20 protein-coding genes are annotated in these 23,043 nt (G+C 70.3%); 15 read left to right on the top strand and 5 right to left on the bottom strand.

What is annotated here, in order from left to right:
- Nucleotides 1–75 precede the first annotated feature (75 nt).
- From B3E43_RS10340 to B3E43_RS10280, 13 genes are all read left to right on the top strand, one after another.
- A complete protein-coding gene (locus tag B3E43_RS10340; protein WP_292029138.1) occupies nt 76–1,437 on the top strand; it encodes a hypothetical protein in 1,362 nt (453 codons plus the stop codon).
- A gap of 36 nt (nt 1,438–1,473) precedes the next feature.
- Nucleotides 1,474–2,265, top strand: coding sequence for a c-type cytochrome biogenesis protein CcmI (ccmI, locus tag B3E43_RS10335; protein WP_292029137.1), 792 nt, complete (start codon nt 1,474–1,476; stop codon nt 2,263–2,265).
- Nucleotides 2,262–2,744: a cytochrome c maturation protein CcmE gene (gene ccmE / locus B3E43_RS10330; RefSeq protein WP_292029136.1), complete on the top strand. Its 483-nt coding sequence runs from the start codon at nt 2,262–2,264 to the stop codon at nt 2,742–2,744. The genes ccmI and ccmE overlap by 4 nt, the downstream gene beginning before the upstream one ends.
- Nucleotides 2,741–4,723, top strand: a complete 1,983-nt coding sequence (locus tag B3E43_RS10325) for a heme lyase CcmF/NrfE family subunit (protein WP_292029135.1) — start codon at nt 2,741–2,743, stop codon at nt 4,721–4,723. Before ccmE ends, B3E43_RS10325 begins: the two co-directional genes overlap by 4 nt.
- Nucleotides 4,720–5,223 (top strand): cytochrome c-type biogenesis protein, encoded by a 504-nt coding sequence (locus B3E43_RS10320; RefSeq protein ID WP_292029134.1) that lies wholly within the window; start codon nt 4,720–4,722, stop codon nt 5,221–5,223. The genes B3E43_RS10325 and B3E43_RS10320 overlap by 4 nt, the downstream gene beginning before the upstream one ends.
- Before the next feature lie 181 nt (nt 5,224–5,404).
- Nucleotides 5,405–6,934 carry a trypsin-like peptidase domain-containing protein gene (locus B3E43_RS10315; RefSeq protein WP_349677579.1) on the top strand — a complete coding sequence of 510 codons (1,530 nt, stop codon included), beginning with the start codon at nt 5,405–5,407 and terminating at the stop codon, nt 6,932–6,934.
- A gap of 69 nt (nt 6,935–7,003) precedes the next feature.
- Nucleotides 7,004–7,675, top strand: coding sequence for a response regulator transcription factor (locus tag B3E43_RS10310; RefSeq protein WP_292029129.1), 672 nt, complete (start codon nt 7,004–7,006; stop codon nt 7,673–7,675).
- A 9-nt stretch (nt 7,676–7,684) separates the two neighbouring features.
- Complete coding sequence (locus B3E43_RS10305; protein WP_292029127.1) at nt 7,685–9,091, top strand: sensor histidine kinase; 1,407 nt, start codon at nt 7,685–7,687, stop codon at nt 9,089–9,091.
- The gene (locus B3E43_RS10300; protein WP_292029126.1) at nt 9,088–11,976 is read left to right on the top strand and encodes a bifunctional [glutamine synthetase] adenylyltransferase/[glutamine synthetase]-adenylyl-L-tyrosine phosphorylase; all 2,889 of its coding nucleotides are present in this window, start codon (nt 9,088–9,090) and stop codon (nt 11,974–11,976) included. The genes B3E43_RS10305 and B3E43_RS10300 overlap by 4 nt, the downstream gene beginning before the upstream one ends.
- Before the next feature lie 67 nt (nt 11,977–12,043).
- Entirely contained in the window at nt 12,044–12,682 is a 639-nt protein-coding gene (locus B3E43_RS10295; protein ID WP_292029124.1) for an EF-hand domain-containing protein, read from the top strand.
- Nucleotides 12,683–12,748: 66 nt separating this feature from the next.
- On the top strand, nt 12,749–13,312 hold the full coding sequence (locus B3E43_RS10290; protein WP_292029122.1) for an RNA polymerase sigma factor: 564 nt from the start codon (nt 12,749–12,751) through the stop codon (nt 13,310–13,312).
- Nucleotides 13,309–13,746: a hypothetical protein gene (locus tag B3E43_RS10285; RefSeq protein WP_292029119.1), complete on the top strand. Its 438-nt coding sequence runs from the start codon at nt 13,309–13,311 to the stop codon at nt 13,744–13,746. The genes B3E43_RS10290 and B3E43_RS10285 overlap by 4 nt, the downstream gene beginning before the upstream one ends.
- Nucleotides 13,743–14,261 carry a periplasmic heavy metal sensor gene (locus B3E43_RS10280; RefSeq protein WP_292029116.1) on the top strand — a complete coding sequence of 173 codons (519 nt, stop codon included), beginning with the start codon at nt 13,743–13,745 and terminating at the stop codon, nt 14,259–14,261. The genes B3E43_RS10285 and B3E43_RS10280 overlap by 4 nt, the downstream gene beginning before the upstream one ends.
- Nucleotides 14,262–14,263: 2 nt before the next feature.
- Here the strand turns inward: B3E43_RS10280 and B3E43_RS10275 are convergent, their stop codons facing one another.
- The 3 genes from B3E43_RS10275 to B3E43_RS10265 all read right to left on the bottom strand — a co-directional run bounded on the left by B3E43_RS10275 (nt 14,264) and on the right by B3E43_RS10265 (nt 17,875).
- Nucleotides 14,264–16,687, bottom strand: a complete 2,424-nt coding sequence (locus tag B3E43_RS10275; protein WP_292029114.1) for a PAS domain-containing sensor histidine kinase — start codon at nt 16,685–16,687, stop codon at nt 14,264–14,266.
- Nucleotides 16,688–16,793: 106 nt separating this feature from the next.
- Complete coding sequence (locus B3E43_RS10270) at nt 16,794–17,372, bottom strand: hypothetical protein (protein WP_292029110.1); 579 nt, start codon at nt 17,370–17,372, stop codon at nt 16,794–16,796.
- Between the two features lie 92 nt (nt 17,373–17,464).
- Nucleotides 17,465–17,875 carry a CBS domain-containing protein gene (locus B3E43_RS10265; protein WP_292029108.1) on the bottom strand — a complete coding sequence of 137 codons (411 nt, stop codon included), beginning with the start codon at nt 17,873–17,875 and terminating at the stop codon, nt 17,465–17,467.
- Nucleotides 17,876–18,041: 166 nt separating this feature from the next.
- Between B3E43_RS10265 and B3E43_RS10260 the strand changes: the two genes are divergently transcribed.
- A complete protein-coding gene (locus tag B3E43_RS10260) occupies nt 18,042–18,443 on the top strand; it encodes a hypothetical protein (protein ID WP_292029107.1) in 402 nt (133 codons plus the stop codon).
- 98 nt (nt 18,444–18,541) lie between these two features.
- On the top strand, nt 18,542–20,050 hold the full coding sequence (locus tag B3E43_RS10255) for an aldehyde dehydrogenase family protein (RefSeq protein ID WP_292029104.1): 1,509 nt from the start codon (nt 18,542–18,544) through the stop codon (nt 20,048–20,050).
- Nucleotides 20,051–20,157: 107 nt separating this feature from the next.
- On the opposite strand, the gene B3E43_RS10250 is transcribed toward B3E43_RS10255, so the two are convergent.
- Together B3E43_RS10250 and B3E43_RS10245 are read right to left on the bottom strand one after the other, a co-directional pair.
- A complete protein-coding gene (locus B3E43_RS10250; RefSeq protein WP_292029101.1) occupies nt 20,158–21,348 on the bottom strand; it encodes a winged helix-turn-helix domain-containing protein in 1,191 nt (396 codons plus the stop codon).
- A gap of 315 nt (nt 21,349–21,663) precedes the next feature.
- A partial coding sequence (locus tag B3E43_RS10245) for a vWA domain-containing protein (protein ID WP_292029099.1) occupies nt 21,664–23,043 on the bottom strand: 1,380 nt, incomplete at its 5' end.

The raw sequence follows: 23,043 nt of genomic DNA, 5'->3' as shown, positions 1-23,043 counted from the left end.
CGTCTGGATAGCGGTTGTTAACCCTGCCTACCCATAGTCCGGTACGCCGGATGGGTCCGGTTCGAGGTTTTTCCCATGGCAGGGCTCTCTGTCGCCCACCGCGTCGCGCTCACCGCCCTGCTGGCGCGGTGTCCCGAAGCCGCGCTCAGAGCCGTGTCCGCCGCTGTCGCGCCCATGGGTGGCGGCCGCGCGGCCGAACTCCGGATGCTCATTGGCGAGGAATCCCGCGACAGGTTGCGCCGGGCCAAGGTGCTGGCTCCCTTGGTCCCGATGTTCCGCGCCCGCACCGACGGCATCGCCGCCATGACCTTTCCGTCTCACATCCTGCCGCGCGTGTGGCGCGCCGCCAGTGAACGTGAGCCCGATCTGTTGCCCCACCTGGACCAGGATGAGCCCTCGACCATCGGTGTCGCCGACCGCTTCTGTCAGGCGGCGGCCAGTGTCGTGCGCGACCAGCCCGACCTTGTCTGGCCCCAGGGCGGCGATGAGGCTGCCCGTCAGAAGGGACTCGCCGACCTCGCGGCCTGTCTCGATCTGGCCCATCTGGCGCGGCGGGGCCTGCCCTCACTGGAGATCTGGCTCAAACGGCCGGACGGCGACCAGATCGCCGAACTGCGTCTGCTGCTCAAGGATTGCGCCGGGGTTCACGTCGACGGCGCCCAGCGCGTGCTCGAAATGCTGTTCGCCCATCTCGACGACGCCGTCCTGATCCTGCGCATCGTCACCCAGACCTCGCTGGCGGCCGGGCGCGAGGGCTTCCTCAGCGAGTCGGAGCTGGCCGGCTTCGTCGATAGGTTGATCACCGGCGTCGATGTCCGCGCCCGCAAGATCGAGGCGTTCAAGCCGGGCGCCGATCTGGACCGGGTCGATACGGTCATCGCCGACCTCAACTGGTGCGCCGGTGTGCTCGGCGAACTCGACGTGACCCTGACCCTCAACCCGCAGAGCGTCTGGGGCAAGTCGGTCCGGGACGCGCGCGTCGCCATCGCCCAACGTCTGTCCGGCCTGTTGCGCGCGGCGGACAAGGCGGTGGATGAGGCGCTGCCGCTGGAACGGGTGCAGATCGCCGGACGCATGACCCGCAAGGCGCCCCGACTGTCGGCCCCGGTCGACGGCCCCACGGTCGGCGCGGCTCTCAGCCTGTTGAAACTGGTCGGATCGGCGCGCGGCCCGGCCTCGACCTTCGGCTGCGAGGCCGACCGCAAGACCCTGGTCGACGCCCTGACCGACCGATTGTCCGACTATGCCGACCAGACGCTGCGGATGATCAATGACGGCGAGGCCGGGGACGAAGCTCATGCACTCGGCCTCGTCGAACTGTCGGCGCTCTGCCTTGACCATATCGATGCCGAGGAGCCCGCGCGCACGGTGCGGCGTCGGGCCGCGGTCGCCGGCGCCCCTGCAAAGGGGTCGGAGGCCTCGTCGCGGGCCGCCTGATCGGCTACATCGCCGGGGATGACGGCATTCTGGATCATGACGGCGCTTCTGACGGCTCTCGCGGGCCTGTGCGCGCTGGCCGGCGCGCGCCGGGGCGCCGACGGCGACGGGCCCGTGTCTGTCGCCGCTGAACTGGCCGAACTGGATCGACTGAAGGCGCGGGGATTGCTCGACGAAGCCGGCTGGACCGCAGCCCGCGCCGAGGCCGGTCGCCGAATCCTCGTCTCCGACCGGGAAACCGCTCCGCTCCGGGCCGGAACCAGAGACCGGTTCTGGGTGCTGGCCGGACTGGCGGTCACCGCGGCGGCGACGCTGGGCCTCTATGCCCTGGTCGGCGCGCCGGGCCTGCCCGACCAGGCCTATGAGCGCCGCGTGGATCAGTGGACCACTGAGCTGGAGACGCTGCAGCCGCCGCAACTCGCCGCCGTGGCCGCACGGGTGGTCAGCGAGCGGCCCAACGATCATGAGGCTCTGACCATGCTGGGCGCCGCCCGTTTCGAGGCCGGCGATCCGATCGGCGCCGCCTCGGCCTTCCGACGGGCCCTCGCGCTGCAGCCGGACGACGCCCAGAGCTGGTCGAGGCTGGGCGAGAGCCTGACCCGGGCCAATGGCGGCGTGGTCGGCGGCGACGCCGAGGCCGCCTTCGCCCAGGCCCTGCGTCGTGATCCGGGTCAGCTGGGCGCGCGCTATTTCCTCGGCGAGGCGGCGCTTGCCCGAAACGAGCCGGCCATGGTCCGGGCCATGTGGGGGCCGCTGATCGCGGTCCTTGACCCGGCCGATCCGCGCCGGGCGGACCTGCAAAGGCGACTGCCGGGAGGAACGGAATGAACTGGCTGCCCAAATCGCCAAAGGCGCGTCGCCGCCTGTGGGTTATCGTCGCGGTCGCTCCGGTTCTGGCGCTGGCGGTCGGCCTGTCGCTCTATGCGATGCGAGACAACGTCACCTTCTTCTTCTCGCCGTCCGAAGCGACGGCAGAGACTGCGCCCACCGGCCGGGTCATCCGGCTGGGCGGGCTGGTCGAGGCGGGCAGCGTGGTGCGTGGCGCCGACGGCGAGGTGGCCTTTGCGATCACGGACAATGCCGCGACCACCCGCATCGTCTATCAGGGCGACCTGCCCGACCTGTTCCGCGAGGGGCAGGGGGTGGTCACCCAGGGCGCCTTCCAGCCCGATCGCAGCTTCCGCGCCACCCAGGTGCTGGCCAAGCACGACGAGAACTACATGCCGCGAGAGGTCGCCGACCGGCTCAAGGCCAAGGGCGAATGGCGGCCTGAAGGCACGCCACCCGCCGGAGCACCAACCACGTGATCGTTGAACTGGGTGCCTTCGCCCTGATTCTCGCCTTGGCGCTGGCGGTGCTGCAGACCGGCATGGCCGTCGCCGGTCGCCTGCGTCGCAGTCCCGTGCTGGCCGGCGCCGCCGAGGGTGCGGCCGTCGCCGGCGCGGTCGCTGTCGCCCTGTCCTTCGCCGCCCTGATCTGGGCCTTCGCGGTCTCGGACTTCTCGGTCTCCAATGTCGCGGCCAACAGCCACACCGACAAGCCGATGCTCTACAAGGTGGCCGCCGCCTGGGGCAGCCATGAGGGCTCGCTGGTGCTGTGGTGTCTGGTCCTGACCGGATTCGGCGCGGTCCTGACGCGGGCGCGCGGCCTGCCGTTCGGACTCAAGGCCTCGGCGGTGGCGACACAGGGCCTGCTCGGGGTGCTGTTCCTCGCCTTCGCCGTCTTCACCTCCAACCCGTTCGCGCGGCTCGACCCGGCGCCGTTCCAGGGCGGCTCGCTGAACCCGCTGCTGCAGGACCCGGCTCTCGCCTTCCATCCGCCGCTGCTCTACCTCGGCTATGTCGGCTTCTCGGTCTGTTTCTCGCTGGCGGTGGCGGCCCTGATCGAGGGCCGGGCCAATTCCAGCTTCTGGCCGGCCTGGGGCCGCTGGGTCCGGCCCTGGGCCCTGGCCAGCTGGGCCTTCCTGACCGGCGGCATCACCCTCGGCGCCTTCTGGGCCTATTATGAGCTCGGCTGGGGCGGCTGGTGGTTCTGGGATCCGGTCGAGAACGCCAGCTTCCTGCCCTGGCTGGCGGGGACGGCCTTGCTGCACTCAGCGGTGGTCACCGAGCGACGCGGCGCCCTGGCGGGCTGGACCACATTTCTCGCCCTGCTGGCCTTCAGCTTCTCCATGCTCGGCGCCTTCCTCGTCAGGTCGGGTGTCCTGACCAGCGTCCACGCCTTCGCTGTCGATCCCGAGCGCGGTCTGATGCTGCTGGCCATCCTCGGCGTCGCCTCCGGTTCCGCCTTCGCCCTGTTCGCCTGGCGCGCGCCCCACCTCAAGGGCGGCGCGATGTTCGCTCCGGTCAGCCGCGAAGGCGCGCTGGTGCTCAACAATGTCTTCCTGACCGCCGCCTGCGCCACGGTACTGCTGGGCACCCTCTATCCGCTTATCCTTGAGGCGATAGACGGCTCGGCCATCTCGGTGGGCCCGCCCTATTTCGCCCTGACCTTCGTGCCGCTGATGGCCGTCGCCCTGCTGATCCTGCCCGCGGGGCCGCTGCTGGCGTGGAAGCGCGGCGATCTGAGGGGCGTCGGTCAAAGACTGGCCGTGGCCGCCGGCCTCGCCATCCTGATCGCTTTCGCGGGCTGGGCGGTCTTCGAGCCGAAGAAGGCTCTCTCCGCCGCCGGGATCGGTCTCGGCGCCTGGTTGATCCTCGGAACCCTCGCCGAACTGGCCGAGCGGCTCCGCCTGTTCCGGGCGTCCCTGCCGGAGAGCCTGCGCCGCGCGCGCGGCCTGCCCCTCGGCGCCTGGGGCACCACCCTGGCCCACGCCGGACTGGGCGTCTTCGTTCTGGGGGCGGTGGTCGAGACCGGCTACCGCGTCGAGGCGGCCCGCGCCCTCGCCCCCGGCCAGACCATCGAGGCCGGAAAATGGGCCGTGCGTCTCGACGAGGTCCGGATCGTCGAGGGACCGAACTATCTCGCCGAACAGGGCCGGCTGACCGTCACCCTGCGCGACGGCGGGGCGCCGCAGTCCGTCACCGCCGAGCGCCGTTTCTTCCCCACCGGGGGCCAGACCACGACCGAGGTCGGGCTCGATTTCCGCGGACTGGACGACGTCTATGTGGTGCTGGGCGAGCGCGGCCGGACCGCCGCCGATGAGCCAGGCTGGACCGTGCGTGTGTGGTGGAATCCGTGGGCACGGCTGATCTTCCTCGGTCCGACGATCATGGCCCTGGGTGGCCTGCTGTCGTTGCTGGACCGGCGGCTGCGGCTGGGCGTGAACCGGAAATCCGCGGCATGAAGCGCCTCCTCCTGATCGCCGCCGCCTTGCTCCTGGCCTCCGCGCCCGCCGCTGCCCAGGAACCCCCGCCCGCGCCAGACCGCCCCCTGCCCGACGCCGCGCAGGAGGCGCGCGCCCAGGCCCTGTTCGACGACATCCGCTGCGTCGTCTGCCAGCACGAGGCCATCGCCGACAGCCCGGCCGGCATCGCCGCCGACATGCGGGTTCTGGTGCGTGAACAGATCGCCGCCGGGCGAACCGACGAGCAGGTCCGGGACGATCTGGTCCGACGCTACGGCGATTTCGTCCTGTTCACGCCGCCGCTGAGAGGTGGCACCTGGCTGCTGTGGTTTGGCCCGTTTGCGGCCCTGCTGGCGGCGGGCGCCGGTCTGTGGTTCGCGACGCGTCGCCGCGCGCCGGCGACCGAGCCCCTGTCGGCGGCTGAGGAGGCTGATCTGGAGCGGATACTCGCCGATCAGGCGGTTCGCCCCGATCCTGACGCAAAGCCGTCTGACCACTAGGCACGAGCCTGATTGTTTGGGGAGGAATCGCTTCGCGGTTCCGACGAGAGCGTGAATCAGGCTTGCAGGGACTCCGGGCCCTTCATCACGTCGCAACGTTGGTGAAAGGGATCGCAGCCCTATATTACAAGGCCGAACGGGCGTTCGACGCCCGACGAGAGGATCGCAAGACACGCCTATGATGAAGCGCAAGGAATTCATGCTCGGGGCCATTGCAGGCCTGACCTTCGCCGCCGCGGCGACCGCCGGCGGCGTCATCGACTGGCCCTCGGCCAATGCGGGTCCCGTCGCGGGCTTCACGGGCCGCCTGTCGCCCGACGCCGGCGGATCCGGCCTCGCCTTCGCCCCGCCGCAGGGCGCCCCCCTCAGCTTCGCCGACATCTTCGCCCAGGTTGCGCCGGCGGTGGTGCAGATCGAGGTCAGGACCCGGGTCCAGTCGCGGCAGCGTTTCGTTCAGATTCCCGGTCTGGGGGCAGTGCCCGTCCCCGGGGGACCCCAGGGCGAGGACGGCGAGGAGGCTGAAGCGCCCACGGCCATGGGAGCAGGGTCCGGCTTCTTCATCGCCGCCAACGGCTTCATCGTCACCAACAACCACGTCGTCGCCGACGCCACCGAGATTCGCGTCAAGCTCGCCGACGGCCGTGAAATGGAGGCCCGCCTCGTCGGTCGGGACGAAAGCACCGACCTCGCCGTGATCAAGGTCGAGGGGACTGATTTTCCGTTCGTCAGCTTCGAGGAAACGGCGGTCCCGCGTGTAGGGGACTGGGTCATCGCGGTCGGCAATCCCTTCGGTCTGGGCGGAACGGCGACCGCCGGCATCGTCTCGGCGCAGGGCCGAGACGTCGACAGCGCCTATGTCGGCTATCTGCAGATCGACGCAGCGATCAACCAGGGCAATTCCGGCGGCCCGACCTTCGATATCTACGGCCGTGTCATCGGTGTGAACTCGGCCATCTATTCCCAGACGGGCGGATCAGTGGGGATCGGCTTCGCCATCCCCGCATCGGTCGCCAAGCCCATCACGGATCGCCTTATGCGAGGCGAGAGCATCGAGCGGGGCTATGTCGGTGTCGGTATCACCAACCTGAGCCGCGAGCAGATCGAGGCGCTGGGCCTGCCCGTGGGCTTCACCGGGGCCTTCGTCGGCGAGGTGACTCCCGGCGGGCCGGCTGAGTCAGGCGGCGTGCAGGTGGGCGACATCGTCACGCGGCTGAACGGAACGGCTGTGCGCGACCGGACGGATCTGACGCGCCGAATCGGACAGGTTCGCCCCGGTGAGACCATTCGCCTCGAGGTGTTGCGCGACGGCCGTCGGGAGACCCTGACGATCCGTGTGCGTGTTCGGCCGTCCGAGACTGAACTGAACAACCGGCCGGACCAGGACCCGGACAACCCCTCGGCCCAGGAGGGTGCGGGCGCATCAGTCGGTGGACTGACCGTGGCGCCGATGTCGGACGCCCTGCGCCGGCGTTACTCGATCCCGGCGCCGATCAACGGGCTGGTGGTGACGACCGCCGAGACGATCGGCGAGCTGAATTTCCGGCCCGGCTTCGTCATCACGCGCAGCGGGTCGGGTCCGATCCGGACCCCGGCGGATCTGCAGGCCGCGATCGATGCGGCGCGCCGCGCCAACCGGGCAGGCGTCTTCCTGATCGTCTGGACCCCGCAAGGGAACACGCCGATCGTTCTGCCGCTTCCCAAACCTGAATAAGCCTTAACTGCCCCCATCGCCGCCGATGCGCTAACATCGGCGGCGATTCACGTTCGAGGGGCTGATTCCATGCGCATTCTGGTGGTCGAGGACGACGCTGAAGCAGCGACCGCCATGGTGCGGGGACTGACCGAGGCCGGGCACGAGCCGACCCACGCCGTCGACGGCGCCTTCGGCCTGCTGGAGGCGCAGAAGGGCGGCTACGACGTCTATGTCGTTGACCGGATGATGCCGCGCCTCGACGGCATCGGCATGGTCGAGACCCTGCGCAAGGACGGCGACCAGACGCCGGTGCTGTTCCTGTCCGCCCTCGGCGAGGTCGAGGACCGCGTCACCGGGCTGAACGCCGGCGCCGACGACTATCTGGTCAAACCCTATGCCTTCTCCGAGCTGATCGCCCGGGTCGAGGCCCTGTCGCGCCGCCGCGAGTCCGGCAGCGTCGCCACGATGCTCAAGGTCGGCGAGCTCGAGATGAACCTGATCGCCCGCACCGTGCACCGCGCCGGCAAGGAGATCGACCTGCAGCCTCGCGAGTTCCAGCTGCTGGAATTCCTGATGCGTCACGCCGGCCAGTCCGTGACCCGCACCATGCTGCTGGAGAAGGTCTGGGAATACCATTTCGACCCCCAGACCAATGTCATCGACGTCCACATCAGCCGCCTTCGCGCCAAGATCGACAAGGGCTTCGACCACGCCATGCTGCAGACGGTGCGCGGGGCGGGGTATCGGCTGGAGCCGTAGCTTCAGCCCGTGAAACTCCCCTCCCTCCTACGGCGCACACCCTTCCGGCTGACGCTGCTGTTCCTCGCCCTGTTCGCGGCGGCGGCCAGCGCCATCCTGGCCTGGGTCTATTTCGCCTCGGCCTCGGAGGCCCGGACCAAGGCCGAGCGCGACGTGCGCGGGGAGATGCAGGTGCTGACCGGCATCTACAAGGAGCGCGGCTATGATGCCCTGAACCGGGCGCTGATCGACCGCACCCTGCGCGACAACTCCTTCCTCTATCTGCTGAAGAATCCCGACGGCACACAGGTCACCGGCAGCCTGACGGACTTCCCGATCGCCGAGATGGAGGAGACCCAGGAATGGACCACCTTCCCCTTCACCGACACCGATGTGGAGGGACGGGTCACCCGGCCGCAGGTGCGCGGCGTGCAGGTGCAGCTGACAGGCGGCGGCATGCTGTTCGTCGGCCAGTCGCTGGGGGACACCGAGGCCTATCTGGCGCGCCTGACCCAGGCCCTGTGGACCGCCATGGGCATCGTGCTGCTGCTGGGCCTGGCCGGAGGCGTGCTGGTCAGCCGCAACCTCGAACGCGCAATGAGCCGGCTGAACAAGGTCGTCACGGCCGTGCAGGAAGGCGACCTCAAGGCCCGGGCCGTGGTCCGGAACTCCGGCGACGAACTGGACGAGCTCGGCGCGGGGCTGAACACCATGCTGGAGCGGCTGGAGGGGTCCATGGCCTCGATCCGCCACGCCGGAGACGCCATCGCCCACGACCTGCGCTCGCCCCTGACGCGGATGCGGGCCAAGCTGGAAGTGGCCCTGATGGACGCCGAGGCCGGCAAGATCGACGGGGTCGACGCTGTCCAGCTGGCCCTGGACGAAGCCGACAATCTGCTCAAGACCTTCAACACCGTCCTGGCCATCGCACGGCTGCAGGCCGCGGCGGGCCGCACGCCGGACCCGAAGGTCTTCGACGCCGCCGATCTGGCCGCCGACATGGCCGAACTCTACGAGCCCGCCTCGGAAGACAAGGGACTGGAGTTCTCCGCCGAGATCGAGCGCGGCCTGATGATCGAGGGCAATCAGCCCTTCCTGGCACAGGCCCTGGCCAACATCATCGACAACGCCATCAAATACACGCCCACCGGCGGCGCCGTGATGCTGCGCGCGCGCCGGCGGTCTTCGGGCGAGATCGAATACTCCGTCACCGACACCGGCCCCGGCGTCCCCGAGGAAGACCGCGAACGGGTCATTGAACGCTTCGTGCGTCTGGACAACAGCCGCACCGAGGCCGGCTCGGGTCTCGGCCTGTCGCTGGTCGGGGCGGTGATGGAGGCCCACGGCGGCCGCATCCTGCTGGACGAAGGCCCCGGCGAATACGGTGGCTTCGGCCCCGGCCTGCGCGTGGCGCTGGTCCTGCCGGCGGCGGAATGACCGGCTCGCTCGGCCTCAGGCTCGCCCCCTGCGGCCCGGTCGTCGACGCGGTGGCGGCCGACCGCACGCATGAGCGTCTGTTCGAGGCGGCGCGCGAAGGCGGATGGACAGACGCGTTGGGAGCCGCCTGGTCCGCGCTCGCCCCCGTCTTCGCCGCCTCGCCCTATCTGGGGGGGCTGGCGCGTCGCTGGCCCGAGCGGCTTCGGCTGACGCTGGAGGCCACTCCGGAAGACCGGCTGGCGGCCATCCTGTCAGCCACAGCCGCCCTGACCGGCGGCGCCGACGAGGTCCGGGCGCCGCTGCGCTGGCTGAAGGCCGAACTGCACCTGCTGACGGCCCTGTGCGATCTCGGCGGCGCCTGGGATCTGGACGCCGTCACCGGGGCGCTCAGCCGCTTCGCCGACGCCTCGACCCAGTCCGCCTTGCGGGCCGTGGCCCACGACCAGCGCGAGCGGGGCAAGCTGGTGTCCGCCGCCGACGACCCGCGCGGCCCCATCCCCGGCCTGTTCGGCCTGGCCATGGGCAAACACGGCGCCTTCGAGCTCAACTATTCCTCCGACATCGACATCAGCCTGTTCTGGGAGCCTGAGGCGCTGCAGAGCGCCCTGGCAGAGGGGGTCGAACCGCAGAAATTCTGCGACCGCGCCGCCCATGCCCTGGCGTCGCTGATGCAGGAGCGGACCGGCGACGGCTATGTCTTCCGCTTCGACCTGCGGCTGCGGCCCGACCCGTCGTCCACCCCGCCAGTGGTCGCCGCCCCGATGGCGCTCGCCTATTACGAAAGCGTCGGCCAGAACTGGGAACGGGCGGCCTTTATCAAGGCCCGGCCGGTGGTCGGCGACCTCTCCGCCGGGGCCGACTTCGTCAAGGCGCTGAGACCCTTCATCTGGCGCCGCAGCCTCGACTATCCGGCCATCCTCGACATCCAGTCGATCAAGCGCCAGATCCACGTGCACAAGACCGGGGAGGCCATGGACGCCGCCGGCGCCAATCTGAAACTGGGCCGGGGCGGCATCCGCGAGATCGAATTCTTCGCCCAGACCCAGCAGCTGATCCTCGGCGGCCGCGATCCCGTCCTGCGCAGCCCCCGCACCGTCGACGCCCTCGCCGCCCTGCGCGACTCCGGCCATGTCAGCCCCGAGGTCTGCGTCGACCTGACCGCGGCCTATGCCGCCCTGCGCGGCCTCGAACATCGCGTGCAGATGCTCGACGACGAACAGACCCACATCCTGCCGGCCGACTCCGGGCGGCGTGCGGCTGTGGCGGCGCTGGCGGGCGAGGGCGATCTGGCCGCCTTCGACCACAGCGTCGAGGCCCTGCTGGTCGGGGTCAACCGGACCTATGGCGAACTGTTCGAGGGCGAGGAGGCCCTGTCCTCGCCCTATGGCTCGCTGGTCTTCACAGGCGTCGAGAACGACCCGGAGACCCTGGCGACGCTGGAGCGGATGGGGTTCACCGAGCCGGGCACGATCGCCGACACCATCCGCAGCTGGCACCACGGCCGCATCCCGGCGACGCGGTCGGCGCGGGGGCGCGAACTGTTCACCCGCCTGGCGCCCCGCCTGCTGACGGCCCTGGCCGACACCGGCGCGGCTGACGCCGCCTTCCGCCGGTTCGCCGTCTTCTTCGCCGGCCTGAACAGCGGTGTGCAGGTCCAGGCCCTGTTCCTGGCCCAGCCGAAACTGTTCGACCTCGTCGTCGGCGTCATGGCCTTCGCCCCCCGGCTGGCGCGCACGCTCGGGCGCTATCCCGCCGCGCTGGACAGTATGATGGACGCCCGTTTCGCTCGCGCTATCGACGAGGACTCAGGCCTAGTCGACCAGATGCGCGCCGACGCCGCCGCCGCGCCGGACTTCGAGACCGCCCTCGACGCCGCCCGGCGCGTGCACCGCGAACAGATGTTCCGCATCGGCATCCAGACCCTCGCCGGCCACGCGGGGCCCGAGGCGGCGGGCCGCGCCTACACGGCTTTGGCCGACGCGGTCATGGACGCCTTGGCCCCCGCCGCCATGGCCGAGGCTGTGCGTCAGGGCGGGGTTCTCCCCGGCGGCGCGGTCGCGGTGGTCGCGCTCGGCAAGGCCGGGTCGCGCGAGATGACCGCGAGCTCCGACCTCGACCTGATGACCCTCTATGACGCCCCGCCCGAGGCCGCGTCCGAGGGCAAGGGCTGGGCCGCGGGCGTCTTCTATTCCCGTTTCACCCAGCGGCTGATCGCAGCCCTGTCGGCGCATACGGCCGAGGGCGGGCTGTATGAGGTCGACATGCGATTGCGGCCCGGCGCGGCCAAGGGACCGGTGTCGCTACGACTGTCGGCGGTCGAGGACTATTATGCGACCGAGGCCGACACCTGGGAGTTCATGGCCCTGACCCGCGCACGGGTGGTCTGGACCGATGATCCGGCTTTCGGTGAGCGGGCCACTGCGGCGCTGGAGGCCATCCTGCGCCGACCCCGCCCGGGCGTGGACATCGCCGCCGACGCCCGCCGGATGCGCGACCTGATGGCGCGCGAGCGGCCGGGGCAGGGGGCGTGGGACCTCAAGCTCGCGCCGGGCGGTCAGGTCGACGCCGAGTTCGTAGCCCAGGTGCATCAGCTGAAGGCCGCCGCGGAGGGCGGCCCACTCACCGTCTCGACCCTCGAAGCGCTCGCGGCCGAACCCGCCCTGGCCGAAGCGTGGCGGCTGCAGCAGGCGCTGGGGCAGGTTTTCAGTGCGGCCTTCGACGACAAGCCGGGCCCCGAACAGGAACCCGGGGGCTTCCAGCGTCGTCTCGCCGAGGCGGCCGAGCTGCCCGATTTCGACACCCTGAAGACCCGCCTGACCGAGATCCGGATCGCCGCCCGCGCCGCTTTCGAATCGGTTCTGCCGCCGCCGCGCGACGGAGACTGAGGCCAGCCCCGTTTCACTCTCCAGACAGGGACTGAGGCCGCGTCGGGCGGCCATGGAGATCATCAAGATGCACAAGACCCTTCTCGTCGGCGGCCTGGCCGCCCTCATGCTGGCCTCGGCCGGCGTCGCCGTCGCCCAGCAGGCTCCGGCCCGGCCCATGCGCGCCGACACGGACGGCGACAGCCGACTTAGCCGGGCCGAGTTCGTCGGACAGCGCGTCCAGCGCCTGACCGCGATGGACGCCAATGGCGACGGGTCGGTCACCGCCGATGAGCGCCGCACCATGATGCAGGCCCGCATGGCCGCCCGCGCGGACGCCCGCTTCGACCGCCTGGACGCGAATGACGACGGTGCCGTCAGCCGCGCCGAGTTCGACGCCGCCCGCGAGGCCGCCCGCGAGGCCGGACGTGGAGCCCGCGCCGACCGCGGTCCCCGTCCGATGCGCGCCCATCGCGGTCCTGGCCGCGGTCAGCACGGCATGGCCCGGATGGAAGCCCGCGGCCCGGTCGTCATCGCCGACGTCCAGGCTCGTGCGGAACAGGCTTTCTCCCGTCTCGACGCCGACAACGACGGTTTCGTCACTGCCGCCGAGGGCCGCGCCGGCCGTCAGGCCATGCGCGAACATCGCCGCGAGCGCATGACCGAACGTCGCGCCGCGCATCATGCGCAACGGCAGGCGTCGCCCCAGGCGCCCGCTTCGGAGTAAGGATGATGTCGGGGACGGCGGTCATGAACCGGGCGACCCTTTCGGTAGCAACGGAAGAGGGCCGGATTGGCGCTGATCGCCGACCCCGACGAGGAGCTGGTGCGCCGTGTGGGTCAGGGCGACCCGGCGGCGATCCAGGCCATGGTGGCGCGCAAGCTGCCGCGCATGCTGGCGCTCGCCCAACGGATGCTCGGCGATTCGGCCGAGGCGGAGGACGTGGCCCAGGACGCCATGCTGCGGGCCTGGAAACAGGCGCCGCGGTGGACGCCCGGTCAGGCCAAGTTCGACACCTGGCTGCACCGGGTCGGGCTGAACCTCTGCTACGACCGGCTGCGGCGACGGCGAGAGACGGTTACGGCGACGCCGCCGGACCGGCCCGACACCGGCCCCGCGCCGGATCGGGGATTGCTGGCGGCGGATGTGGGCGTACGGGTCGATGCGGCCCTGGCCCGGCTGCCCGACCGTCAGCGCGAGGCCATTGTCCTGTGTCACTATCAGGAGCTGACCAATATCGAGGCCGCGGCCCTGATGGAGGTCAGTGTGGACGCGCTGGAGAGCCTGTTGTCGCGTGGGCGACGGGCGTTGAGACAGGCCCTGGCCGATATCCGGCCGGGTGCTGAAGGAGCATGACTGTGATGACGTCGGAACGGTTCCTCGCCCTGGTCGCCGCCTATGGCGCCGATGCACGGCGCTGGCCCGAGGCTGAACGCGCGGCGGCCCAGGCCTTCGCCGCCGCCGAACCGCACGCCGCCGCCCCGGCCCTGGCCGAGGCGGACGCAGCGGACGCCCTGCTGCACGCCTCCCGCGTGGCTCATCCGTCCATGGCCCTGCGCGACCGGGTCATCGCCTCGGCCGCCGGGGCGGGGCTGAAGGCGCGTCGCGAGGGCCGCCGCTGGCTCGATCGGCTGGTGCTGACGCTCGGCGCGGGCTGGGCCGCGGCCGCCTGCGCCGGTATCGTCGCGGGCGTCATGATGACCACCTGGCTGACCGCCGATGCCCAGGCCGAGGCCATCCTCTATCAGGCCTCCCTGCTCGGCGTGGACGATGCCGAGGTGCTGGGATGAGCCCCAAGGCCCTGAAGCTCGCCCTCATCGGCTCGGTGGCGCTGAACCTGTTCGGTGTGGCGGCGGGCGCGACCCTGCTCGTCACCCGCGCCCAGGTCGAGGACCGGGTCGAGGCCCAGCACCGCCCGGCCCGCGCGGGTTCGCCGATGCGGCTGGTCGATCAACTCGATCCCGCGGTCCGCGAGCGAGTGCGTGATGCGCTGCGCGCGTCGGCGCTGGCGGCCCGGCCCGATTTCGAGGAGGCGCGGCAGAAGCGGCGTGAGGCTGTCGAGATGGGGCGGTCCGCGACCTTCGACGCCGCCCGCGCCGCCGCGCTGCTGGAGGAATCCCGGAAGGCCGAGATCCGCGGTCGCGCGCGGCTGGAGGCCGACGCCGTCGCCCTGCTGGCGACCCTGGAGCCGGATGATCGGCGAGCGTTGTCGGAAATCCTGACCCGCAAGGGCCGCGCCGCCAGCCGCGATCGGGATGGCCGGTACCCCCGGGCTGAACCGCCCAAGGCGACGCCCTCGACCTGATCTCAGGCTGCGCGCGCCTGCGCCGGGGCAGGTTGCGTCTTCACCGGCTGCCCCGGTCGCCGGATCGGAATGTCGAAGCCCACGGTCGTGCCGCGGCCCGGCTCGCTCTCGATGGTCAGGGCGCCGCCGTGAAGTTCGATCAGCGACTTGGTCAGGGCCAGACCGAGGCCGGTGCCCTGGGTCGTCTTGGAGTGCTGGCCCTCGACCTGTTCGAACGGCCGGGCCAGTCGCTTCAGGTCCTCGGCGGCGATGCCGATGCCGGTATCGGTGACCGCCACCCTCAGCCGCTCGTCGTCCTCGCGTGAGATGGCCACGACGATATGGCCACCCTCGGGCGTGAATTTCACGGCGTTCGAGATCAGGTTCAGCACCACCTGTTTCAGGCCGCGATAGTCGGCCTCGATCTCGGGCAGGTCCGGCGCATCGACCAGCAGGTTCAGACCGGCCTCCTCGATCTTGCCCCGCATCAGCCGGGCGGCGTCGTCGACGACCTCCTTCAGCGACACGGTCTCATAGTGCAGCGTCAGCTTGCCGGCCTCGATCTTGGCCATGTCGAGGACGTCGTTGATCAGCGACAGCAGGTGCTGGCCCGACTTCAGGATGTCGGCGGCGTAACCCTTGTATTTCGGATCGCCCAGCGGCCCGAACATCTCGCCGGCCATGATCTCGGAGAAGCCGTTGATGGCGTTCAGCGGCGTGCGCAGCTCATGGCTCATATTGGCCAGGAACTCGGACTTGGCCTGGTTTGCGGCCTCGGCCCGGGTCATCGCGACTTCGTATTTCCGCGCCAGCAGCGACAGCTTCTCCTCGCGGTCCTCCAGTTCGGTGATGGTCACGTGCAGCCGCTCGGTGGCGCGCTGGCGCTCGGCTTCCTTCTGCTTGATCGCTGTGATGTCGGCCGCCGTTACGACCGAGCCGCCATCCGAGGTGAACCGCTCGATCAGCTGCAGCCAGCGCCCGTCATGCAGCTCGATCTCCCGCGCACCGGCGCGTCCGCCCGCAGCCGGCTGGTCCGACTTGATGGCGAGGGCGGCGATCTGGTTCAGATCCTGTTTGAACACGCCGCGACGCAAGACGCCGGGCTCGAAGGCGAAGGCGTCCTGGAACGCCTGGTTCGACAGGATCAGCCGGCCATGTTTGTCGAACAGCACGAAGGCGTCCGACACGCTCTCGATGCCGTCGCGCAGCCGGCTCTCGGCGGCCTGGGCCTGGGCCTTGGCGCGACGGGCTTCGGTGGTGTCCAGTGCGACGCCGAGCACGCTGGTGAAGCCGTCATCGCCGCGGTCACCGCGCGCCTGACCCCGTGCGTCGATCCAGCGCGCGCGGCCCTGGGCGTCGGGGACAGGAAAGCTGACATCGAAGTCGCCGAAGGTCTGGGCCTGACGCAGCGCGTGCAGGACCGCATCATGATAACGTGGGTGAATCCGGGCCAGGATCTCGTCGGACGGAACCGGCCCGCTGCGGTCCAGACCCATCAGCTCGGCCATATAGTCCGACACCGTGACCTGTTCCGTCTCGGTATCCCATTCCCAGACGCCGCAGCGCGCCGCCTCGACAGCGCCGCGGAAGCGCCGCTCGGACGCCGCCCATGCCCGGCTGATGCCCTGCTGACGGCGCTGCATCAGAAGAACCAGCAGGACCACGAAGGCGCCGATGCCGACCGGCGCGGTCAAGACCCATGCATCGTCCAGAAGCGCGTCGGCGCCGGTATGCACCCGTGTCGAGGCCAGGGCGATAAGGCCCGTTCCGCCAATCGGCACGGCGGTCCGGCGTATCGACTGCTCTCCCGATGTCAGGGTCACACCCCGCCCGTCCGCTTCAACCGGGATCGCAGCCAGACCCAGGACCGCGCTGTCGGTCTGCGCGCCGGCCAGGACGGCGGCGGGTCCGGACAGCACCCACAGGTCAACGCCTTCACGACGCGCCAGCGACGGCAGTGGCGCGCGACCGACGATCCGGCTGCCGTCCGCAAGCTCTCTGGAAACGAGGATGGCGCGGCCGTCAGCGGAAAGCCGGGGCCGTCCGTCCGCGGCGGCGAAGGCGCGATGGTTGTCGCCCGCCGCCGCCAGCACCCGACCGTCGGCCGCGAGTACGGCAAAGGCACGGCCGGGCGCGGCGGCCCGGGCGCGCTCGACGGCGATCCGCGGCTGGCCGGCCGCCGCGCCCGCCCGAACCGCGGCCTCGACCGGACCCACCCGCGTCTCAATCTCAAGCGCCAGAAGCCGGGCTTCGCGGTCCACCGCCGTCAGCCTCAGCGCGTCGGCCTCATGGCCGGGCCGCGCCATCTCGCGAGCGAACAGCAGAACATAGGCGGCCACCGCCAGCGTTACGGTCAGTATGGCGATCCGCAACCATGGCGGCGGGCCCTTGCGCCGGTCCGCCGTGCGCCGCCCCTCGCTGGTTATGCGGCGCTCTTCACCCCGCAAGGCGCTCTCCCCAAGGATTCGACGACGAGCGGCGAATCTAGGCTGCGTCGCGGATTCCTGTCGAGGCTTGGTTAGAAATCATCAACCTTTTGTCGCGCAGCCGGGTTCAGGCCGCCTGCGATTCCCGTGGCGCGGCCGCGGCGGCGGCATCGGCGGACGAGGTCAGCACGTCCTTGACCGACTTCAGTACGGTCCTAGCCTCGCGGGCCAAGGCCACCATCTCGGGCGGCGCGTCTTCCGGGGCCTCATCGACCGAGGCGGCGAGTCGCTCGGCCAGCGCCATCAGGCGCGGCGCGGCGGCGATCAGCCGGGCCTGGAATTCGATCTGGTCGGGGTCGCGGTCGTATTCAGCGCCGGGCACGCGCCAGCCGCCCCAGTCCGCCTTGTCGGTCACCACCACGGGATAGGTGCCGGGGAAGGGGTGGTGTGGACAGTCTTCGGCGGTCTGCCATTTGTTCCGGGCCCGCATCAGGCGCCAGGTTTCGCCGGCGTTGGCGGCCGGGTCCTCGCTCGGCAACAGCAGTTCGTGACCGAGGAATTCGCGGCCCAGTCCGACGTCATAGGTGACACGGACCGGCTCCTCGAAGCCCTTCGCCCAGACGGGCTGGACCTTTTCGATCTGGGCCCATGCACCGACGCATTCGACCCAGACCTTCTGTCCCTTCTGGAACTGCGCGCGCGCCATCGGCGTCTCCCGTATTCGACGGGAACCCTCTCATGGCGGGATGAACGCGCGGTTTGGCGAAAGGGTGAAGCGGGCCTTAACGCCCGCCCCGGTCAGGCGCGGGAGATGTCTTCCAGCGCCTCGCCGGCGTATTTTTCCTTCACCCGCGTGGACAGGTCGCCCAGCGACACCACCCCGACCAGACGCTGGTCCTTGTCCAGCACCGGCAGGCGGCGGATCTGCTTGGAACCCATGGCGTCCAGCACGGTCTTCAGATCGTCGTCGGCATAGGCGGTCTGGGGCTCGCGGCTGATGTATTCCACCACCGGCGAGGTGCAGGCGGCGCCGCCGGCCACGGCCCGGACCGTGATGTCCCGATCAGTGATCGTACCGATCAGCCGGTCGCCGTCCGCCACCGGCATGAAGCCGAAATCGCCGGCGCTCATCCGTGCGGCCACGTCCTGCAAGGTGTCGCCGGGGCGGGCCACCTGCACGTCCTTGCTCATCACGTCGCGAACTTTCATCGGGGATTCTCCATGGGTGGGGCTGCTGTCAAAACCCCCGGCGCCTACCCCGGTTCCGGTTCAGGAAGCTGACTGTCAGACAACAGCGTCCTCAGGCTCGCGTCAGGGCACCCGTGGTCTCCTGCGTCCATGGTCCTTCCCGGGCCTGAACCAGAGGATTACGACAATGAAGACCGCCATGATCCGGAAGGCCCTGCTTTCCACGCTGGCGGCGTCGGCGGTCATGATGGCCACCCCGGCGCTGGCCCAGAACGCCGCCCTTTCCATCAGTTTCGGCTCGTCGGGATACGGTCAGTCCCATGACTACGGCCGAGGCCCGGGCTACGGCCACGGCCGTGAGCTGCAGGCTCGCGCCCAGAGGATTGAACGTCGCATCGACCGTCTTGAGTACAACGGTCGCATCAGCCGGCGTGAGGCCCGCCAGCTATCGTGGCAAATGGACGAGTATCGTCGGCTGGAATGGCGCTACGCCCGTGATGGCCTGAGCCGCCGTGAATACGCGGATCTGAGCTACCGCCTGGATCGCGTCCAGGCCATGCTCCGCGAGGATCGCCGCGACCGCTGGTAGGGTTCGCTGCGGCAACAGAGGGCCGCCCCGGCGACGGGGCGGCCCTTTCGCTTTGGCTGCGGTCCCGCTAAGCCGCGCGAGCCAGCCGGAGCCCGCCCATGACCACCCCGCCGACCGCCGCCGCCGAGAGCCGTGACATCCTGACCCGCCTGGGCGTGCCTGCGTCCGTGTGGAGCTCCGACGGGTTCGAGGCCCGCTCGCCCATCGACGGCTCGGTCGCCGGCCGCGTGGCTGAAACGCCTGATCTCGACGCCGTCGCCGATCGCGCGACCGCCGCCTTCCATCAGTGGAAACGCCTCCCCGCCCCCCGCCGCGGCGAACTGGTCCGGCTGCTGGGCGAGGAGCTGCGCGCCTCAAAGGACGACCTTGCCCGTCTGGTCACCCTCGAAGCCGGCAAGATCGTCTCCGAGGGCCTCGGCGAGGTGCAGGAGATGATCGACATCTGCGACTTCGCCGTCGGCCTGTCGCGCCAGATCTACGGCCTGACCATCGCCTCCGAACGCCCCGGCCACCACATGCGCGAAACGTACCAGCCGCTGGGCCCGGTGCTGGTCATTTCGGCCTTCAACTTCCCGGTCGCCGTCTGGGCCTGGAACGCCTGCCTCGCCCTCGTCTGCGGCGATCCGGTGATCTGGAAGCCGTCGGAGAAGACGCCCCTGACCGCCCTCGCCACCCACGCCATCCTCGACCGCGCCATCGCCCGCTTCGGAGACGCCCCCGAAGGCCTGTCACAGCTGGTTATCGGCGGCCGCGAAGCCGGCGAGGCCCTCGCCGCCGACCCGCGCATTCCGCTGGTCTCCGCCACCGGCTCGACCCGCATGGGCCGCGCCGTGGCCCAGACCGTCGCTGCTCGTCTCGGGCGCTCCCTGCTGGAGCTCGGCGGCAACAACGCCATGATCGTGACGCCCAGCGCCGACCTCGACATGGCCGTCCGCGCCATCGCCTTCTCCGCCGTCGGCACCTGTGGCCAGCGCTGCACCACCCTGCGCCGCCTGCTGGTTCATGAGAGCATCGCCGACGGCCTGATCGCCCGCCTGAAGGCAGCCTATGAGACCCTGCCCATCGGCGACCCGCGCGCGGACGGCGTCCTGATCGGCCCCCTGATCGACGACGCCTCGGCCCACGGCTTCGAGACCGCGCTCGCCCAGGCCGTCGAACAGGGTGGCCAGATCGTTGTCGGCGGCGACCGCGTCGAGCGTGAGGGCGTCTACGTCCGCCCCGCCATTGTCCGCATGCCGGCCCAGACAGCAGTGGTCGAGCACGAGACCTTCGCCCCCATCCTGTATGTCCTGACCTGGTCGGACTTCGACGCAGCCGTCGCCATGCAGAACGCGGTGCCGCAGGGCCTGAGCTCCTGCGTCTTCACAGACAGCGTTCGCGAGGCGGAAGCCTTCCTCTCCGCCTGGGGCTCGGACTGCGGCATCGCCAACGTCAACATCGGCCCCTCGGGCGCCGAGATCGGCGGGGCCTTCGGCGGCGAGAAGGACACCGGCGGCGGCCGCGAGTCGGGCTCCGACGCCTGGAAGGCCTATATGCGCCGCCAGACCCAGACGGTGAATTTCAGCCGCGAGCTGCCGCTGGCGCAAGGGGTGAAGTTCGACGTCTAGGGATTAGGGATTAGGGATTAGGGATTAGGGATTAGGGACCAGGGAGCGGACTGCAAAAGACGACCTGACCCTAATCCCTAATCCCTCATCCCTAATCCCTGGTCCCCTCACAGCGCGTCCGCCAACGCCCCCGCCAGATCGCCCTTCCCCACTACCTCGACCCGCTCGAGCCCCAGCCACCCCGCCATCCGCCGCAGCTCCGTCGCGAGCCGCGCGGCCGTCTCGGGTGTCGCGTCCGGCTCACGCCAGGCCGCCTGCACCAGCAGCGTCCCGGCCTTGCGATCCGACTTCAGATCGACCCGCGCCGTGATCGCCTCGTCCTCCAGGAAAGGCAGCACATAGTAGCCATGCGCCCGCTTGTGCGCCGGCGTGTAGATCTCCAGCCGTACCTTGACCCCGAACAGCCGCTCGGTCCGGTCGCGGGTCCAGATCAGATTGTCGAACGGCGACAGCAGGGCCGCGCCCGCGACCTTGCGCGGCGTCTTCGCCCCGGCCGCCAGATACGCCGGATGCCGCCAGCCCTTCACCGAGACCGGCGTCAGCTCCCCCGCCTCGACCAGCTCCGCCACCCGCTCCCGCGCATCGGCCAGCGGCAGCCGGAAATAGTCCCTCAGGTCCGCCGCCGTCGCCACCCCCATGGCCCGCGCCGAGATCCGCACCAGCTCGCGCTGGGCGTCCGCCTCGGTCGGCGTCGGCAGGTCGATGATCCGCGCGGGCAGGGCGCGTTCGGTCAGGTCATAGACCCGCTCGAACCCGTTCCGCGTTTTCGTGGTGATCAGCCCGGCCCAGAACAGCCACTCCAGCGCCCGCTTGCCGTCCGACCAGGACCACCAGCCCGGCGCCCCACGCGGCCCTGTCGCGAAGTCTGCGCCCGTGACCGGGCCGCGCCGTTCGATCTCGGCCAACACCCCCTCGATATAGTCGCCCTTTTCGCGCCCGAACCGCGACAGGCCGGTCCACATGGCCCCGCCCCTCGCCCGCTCCATCCGCCAGCGCAGCAGCGGCTGCATCTCCAGCGGCAGCAGCGAGGCCTCGTGCCCCCAGTATTCGAACAGCCCCCGCCGCGCGCTCCAGGCCTCGGTCTCCAGCGCCTCGCGCGGATAGTCGCCCAGCCGTGAGAAGCCGGGCATATAGTGGGTCCGCGTCACCACATTGACGCTGTCGATCTGGATCACCCCCAGCCGCCGCGCGACATCCCGGACATGGCTGCGGCCCGGAGCGGCGGGCTGCGCTCGCCCGAACCCCTGGGCGGCCAGGGCGATGCGGCGGGCGGTCTTCGGCGAGAGGGTTTCAGTCACGGGGTAATCATGACGGCTTCCCTCTTCCGTTGGGAGAGGGGTTGCTCAACCGCGTCCGAAAAGCGCTCGCCGCGGGCTCCGGCCCCTTGTCATCCCGGCCGAAGCGAAGCGAAGAGCCGGGACGGTCAAGGCAAGAATTTCAGCCTCCCGGAAGCTGCGGCAGCAGCTATCCGGGAGAAGGGTCGGGCCGAAGTGTGACGCCCGCCTGTCTCCCGGATAACCGCTTCGCGATTTCCGGGAGGTCAGACTGTTGGCCCCTGCCGTCCCGGATCGCCGCGTCGCGGCGTCCGGGATGACAAGGACCGGACCAGATCCCTACGGCGCCGCCCGCGCCGGCAATCCCTGCGCCGCCCGGATCATCTGCACGAACTCCGCCCGTTCCCCATACGGATCCTCGCCGCGCGCTCCCTGCGCCTGTTCCATCACGGCATCCCAGTCGAAGCCGTCGCCCAGCCACGGATCACCACGCAGTCGCTGGCCGAAGGCGGCCACGGCGATGGCCCAGCGCGTGCTCTCCGGCGGTTGCGCCCTCGCGGCGCTGAGGTTGGGCGCGTTCGCCAGCACCCGCTGCATCAACTGCGAGTCGCGTTCCCCCGGCAGTTTGAACCGGACCTGCACAAAGCCCACCTCGCCGTCCGGATCGCCGCCGCCGACGCCGAGGCTGTTGCGGTTCTCGGGATAGCGGCGCTCGCCCATCTGGCTGGGGCCGCCCACCGGGGTGATCTCATAGAGGGCCGTCACCGACGCCCCCGAACCGACCTCGCCGGCGTCGACGCGGTCGTTGTTGAAATCGGCCTCGTTCAGCAACCGGGTCTCATAGCCGATCAGCCGGTATTCGCTGACCCGCGCCGGGTTGAACTCGACCTGGATCTTGACGTCGTCGGCGATGGGGAAGGCCCCCCGGTCAAAGGCCGGACCGAACAGCCGCCGCGCCTCGTTCAGGTCGTCGATATAGGCCGCCGTGCCGTTGCCGGCCTGGGCGATCGTCTGCATCCGCGCGTCCTGGTAGTTGCCGCGTCCGAAGCCATAGACCGACAGATAGATGCCGGTTTCGCGCTTGGCCTCGACATAGTCTTCCAGCCGCAGGTTGTCGGTGACGCCGACGTTGAAGTCGCCGTCGGTGAACATCAGGATGCGGTTGACCCGGTCGCGGGCGAAATTGGCCTGCGCCTGATCATAGGCGTTGGTCATGCCGGTCGCGCCGGCGGTGCCGCCCGAGGCGTACAGACTGGCCACGGCGCAGCGCAGCTTCAGCTTCTGGTCGCCCGGCGTCGGGGCCAGCCGCGTGCCCGCCCCCTCGGCGTAGAAGGTCACCGCCGCCGTATCCTGCGGCCGCAGCCGGTCGATGATCAGGTTCATCGACTTCTGCGCCAGCGCCAGCTTGTCCGGGCTGCCCATCGAGCCCGAGACATCGACGAGGAAGGTCAGGTTCAAGGGCCGACGCTCTGCCTCGGGCAGTTCATAGCCCTGCAGGGCGACATGGACGATCTGCCGCCCCGGCGCCCAGGGCGAGTCGGTCACCGCCGTGGTGATGGCGAACGGCTGCGTCGCCGAGGTCGGCCGGTCGTAGCCATAGTCGAAATAGTTGATCAGCTCCTCGACCCGGACCGCATCGGCGGGCGGCGCCCGGCCCTCGTCGATGAAACGGCGGACGTTGGAATAGCTGGCCGTGTCGACGTCGATCGAGAAGGTCGA

Origin of the sequence: Brevundimonas sp. UBA2416 (assembly GCF_002343105.1) — a bacterium.
In the GTDB taxonomy this organism is placed as follows: Bacteria; Pseudomonadota; Alphaproteobacteria; order Caulobacterales; family Caulobacteraceae; genus Brevundimonas.
The sequence above is the reverse complement of the archived record's forward strand: the minus strand, read 5'-3'. Positions and strand labels throughout refer to the sequence as shown.

What these genes read in the sequence shown, in the direction of transcription:
- B3E43_RS10340 (WP_292029138.1), top strand. Translation starts at nt 76, where the DNA reads ATGGCAGGGCTCTCTGTCGCCCACCGCGTCGCGCTCACCGCCCTGCTG.
- B3E43_RS10295 (WP_292029124.1), top strand. Translation starts at nt 12,044, where the DNA reads ATGCACAAGACCCTTCTCGTCGGCGGCCTGGCCGCCCTCATGCTGGCC.
- B3E43_RS10300 (WP_292029126.1), top strand. Translation starts at nt 9,088, where the DNA reads ATGACCGGCTCGCTCGGCCTCAGGCTCGCCCCCTGCGGCCCGGTCGTC.
- ccmE (WP_292029136.1), top strand. Translation starts at nt 2,262, where the DNA reads ATGAACTGGCTGCCCAAATCGCCAAAGGCGCGTCGCCGCCTGTGGGTT.
- B3E43_RS10260 (WP_292029107.1), top strand. Translation starts at nt 18,042, where the DNA reads ATGAAGACCGCCATGATCCGGAAGGCCCTGCTTTCCACGCTGGCGGCG.
- B3E43_RS10310 (WP_292029129.1), top strand. Translation starts at nt 7,004, where the DNA reads ATGCGCATTCTGGTGGTCGAGGACGACGCTGAAGCAGCGACCGCCATG.
- ccmI (WP_292029137.1), top strand. Translation starts at nt 1,474, where the DNA reads ATGACGGCGCTTCTGACGGCTCTCGCGGGCCTGTGCGCGCTGGCCGGC.
- B3E43_RS10255 (WP_292029104.1), top strand. Translation starts at nt 18,542, where the DNA reads ATGACCACCCCGCCGACCGCCGCCGCCGAGAGCCGTGACATCCTGACC.
- B3E43_RS10280 (WP_292029116.1), top strand. Translation starts at nt 13,743, where the DNA reads ATGAGCCCCAAGGCCCTGAAGCTCGCCCTCATCGGCTCGGTGGCGCTG.
- B3E43_RS10285 (WP_292029119.1), top strand. Translation starts at nt 13,309, where the DNA reads ATGACTGTGATGACGTCGGAACGGTTCCTCGCCCTGGTCGCCGCCTAT.
- B3E43_RS10315 (WP_349677579.1), top strand. Translation starts at nt 5,405, where the DNA reads ATGAAGCGCAAGGAATTCATGCTCGGGGCCATTGCAGGCCTGACCTTC.
- B3E43_RS10320 (WP_292029134.1), top strand. Translation starts at nt 4,720, where the DNA reads ATGAAGCGCCTCCTCCTGATCGCCGCCGCCTTGCTCCTGGCCTCCGCG.
- B3E43_RS10270 (WP_292029110.1), bottom strand. Translation starts at nt 17,372, where the DNA reads ATGGCGCGCGCGCAGTTCCAGAAGGGACAGAAGGTCTGGGTCGAATGC.
- B3E43_RS10265 (WP_292029108.1), bottom strand. Translation starts at nt 17,875, where the DNA reads ATGAAAGTTCGCGACGTGATGAGCAAGGACGTGCAGGTGGCCCGCCCC.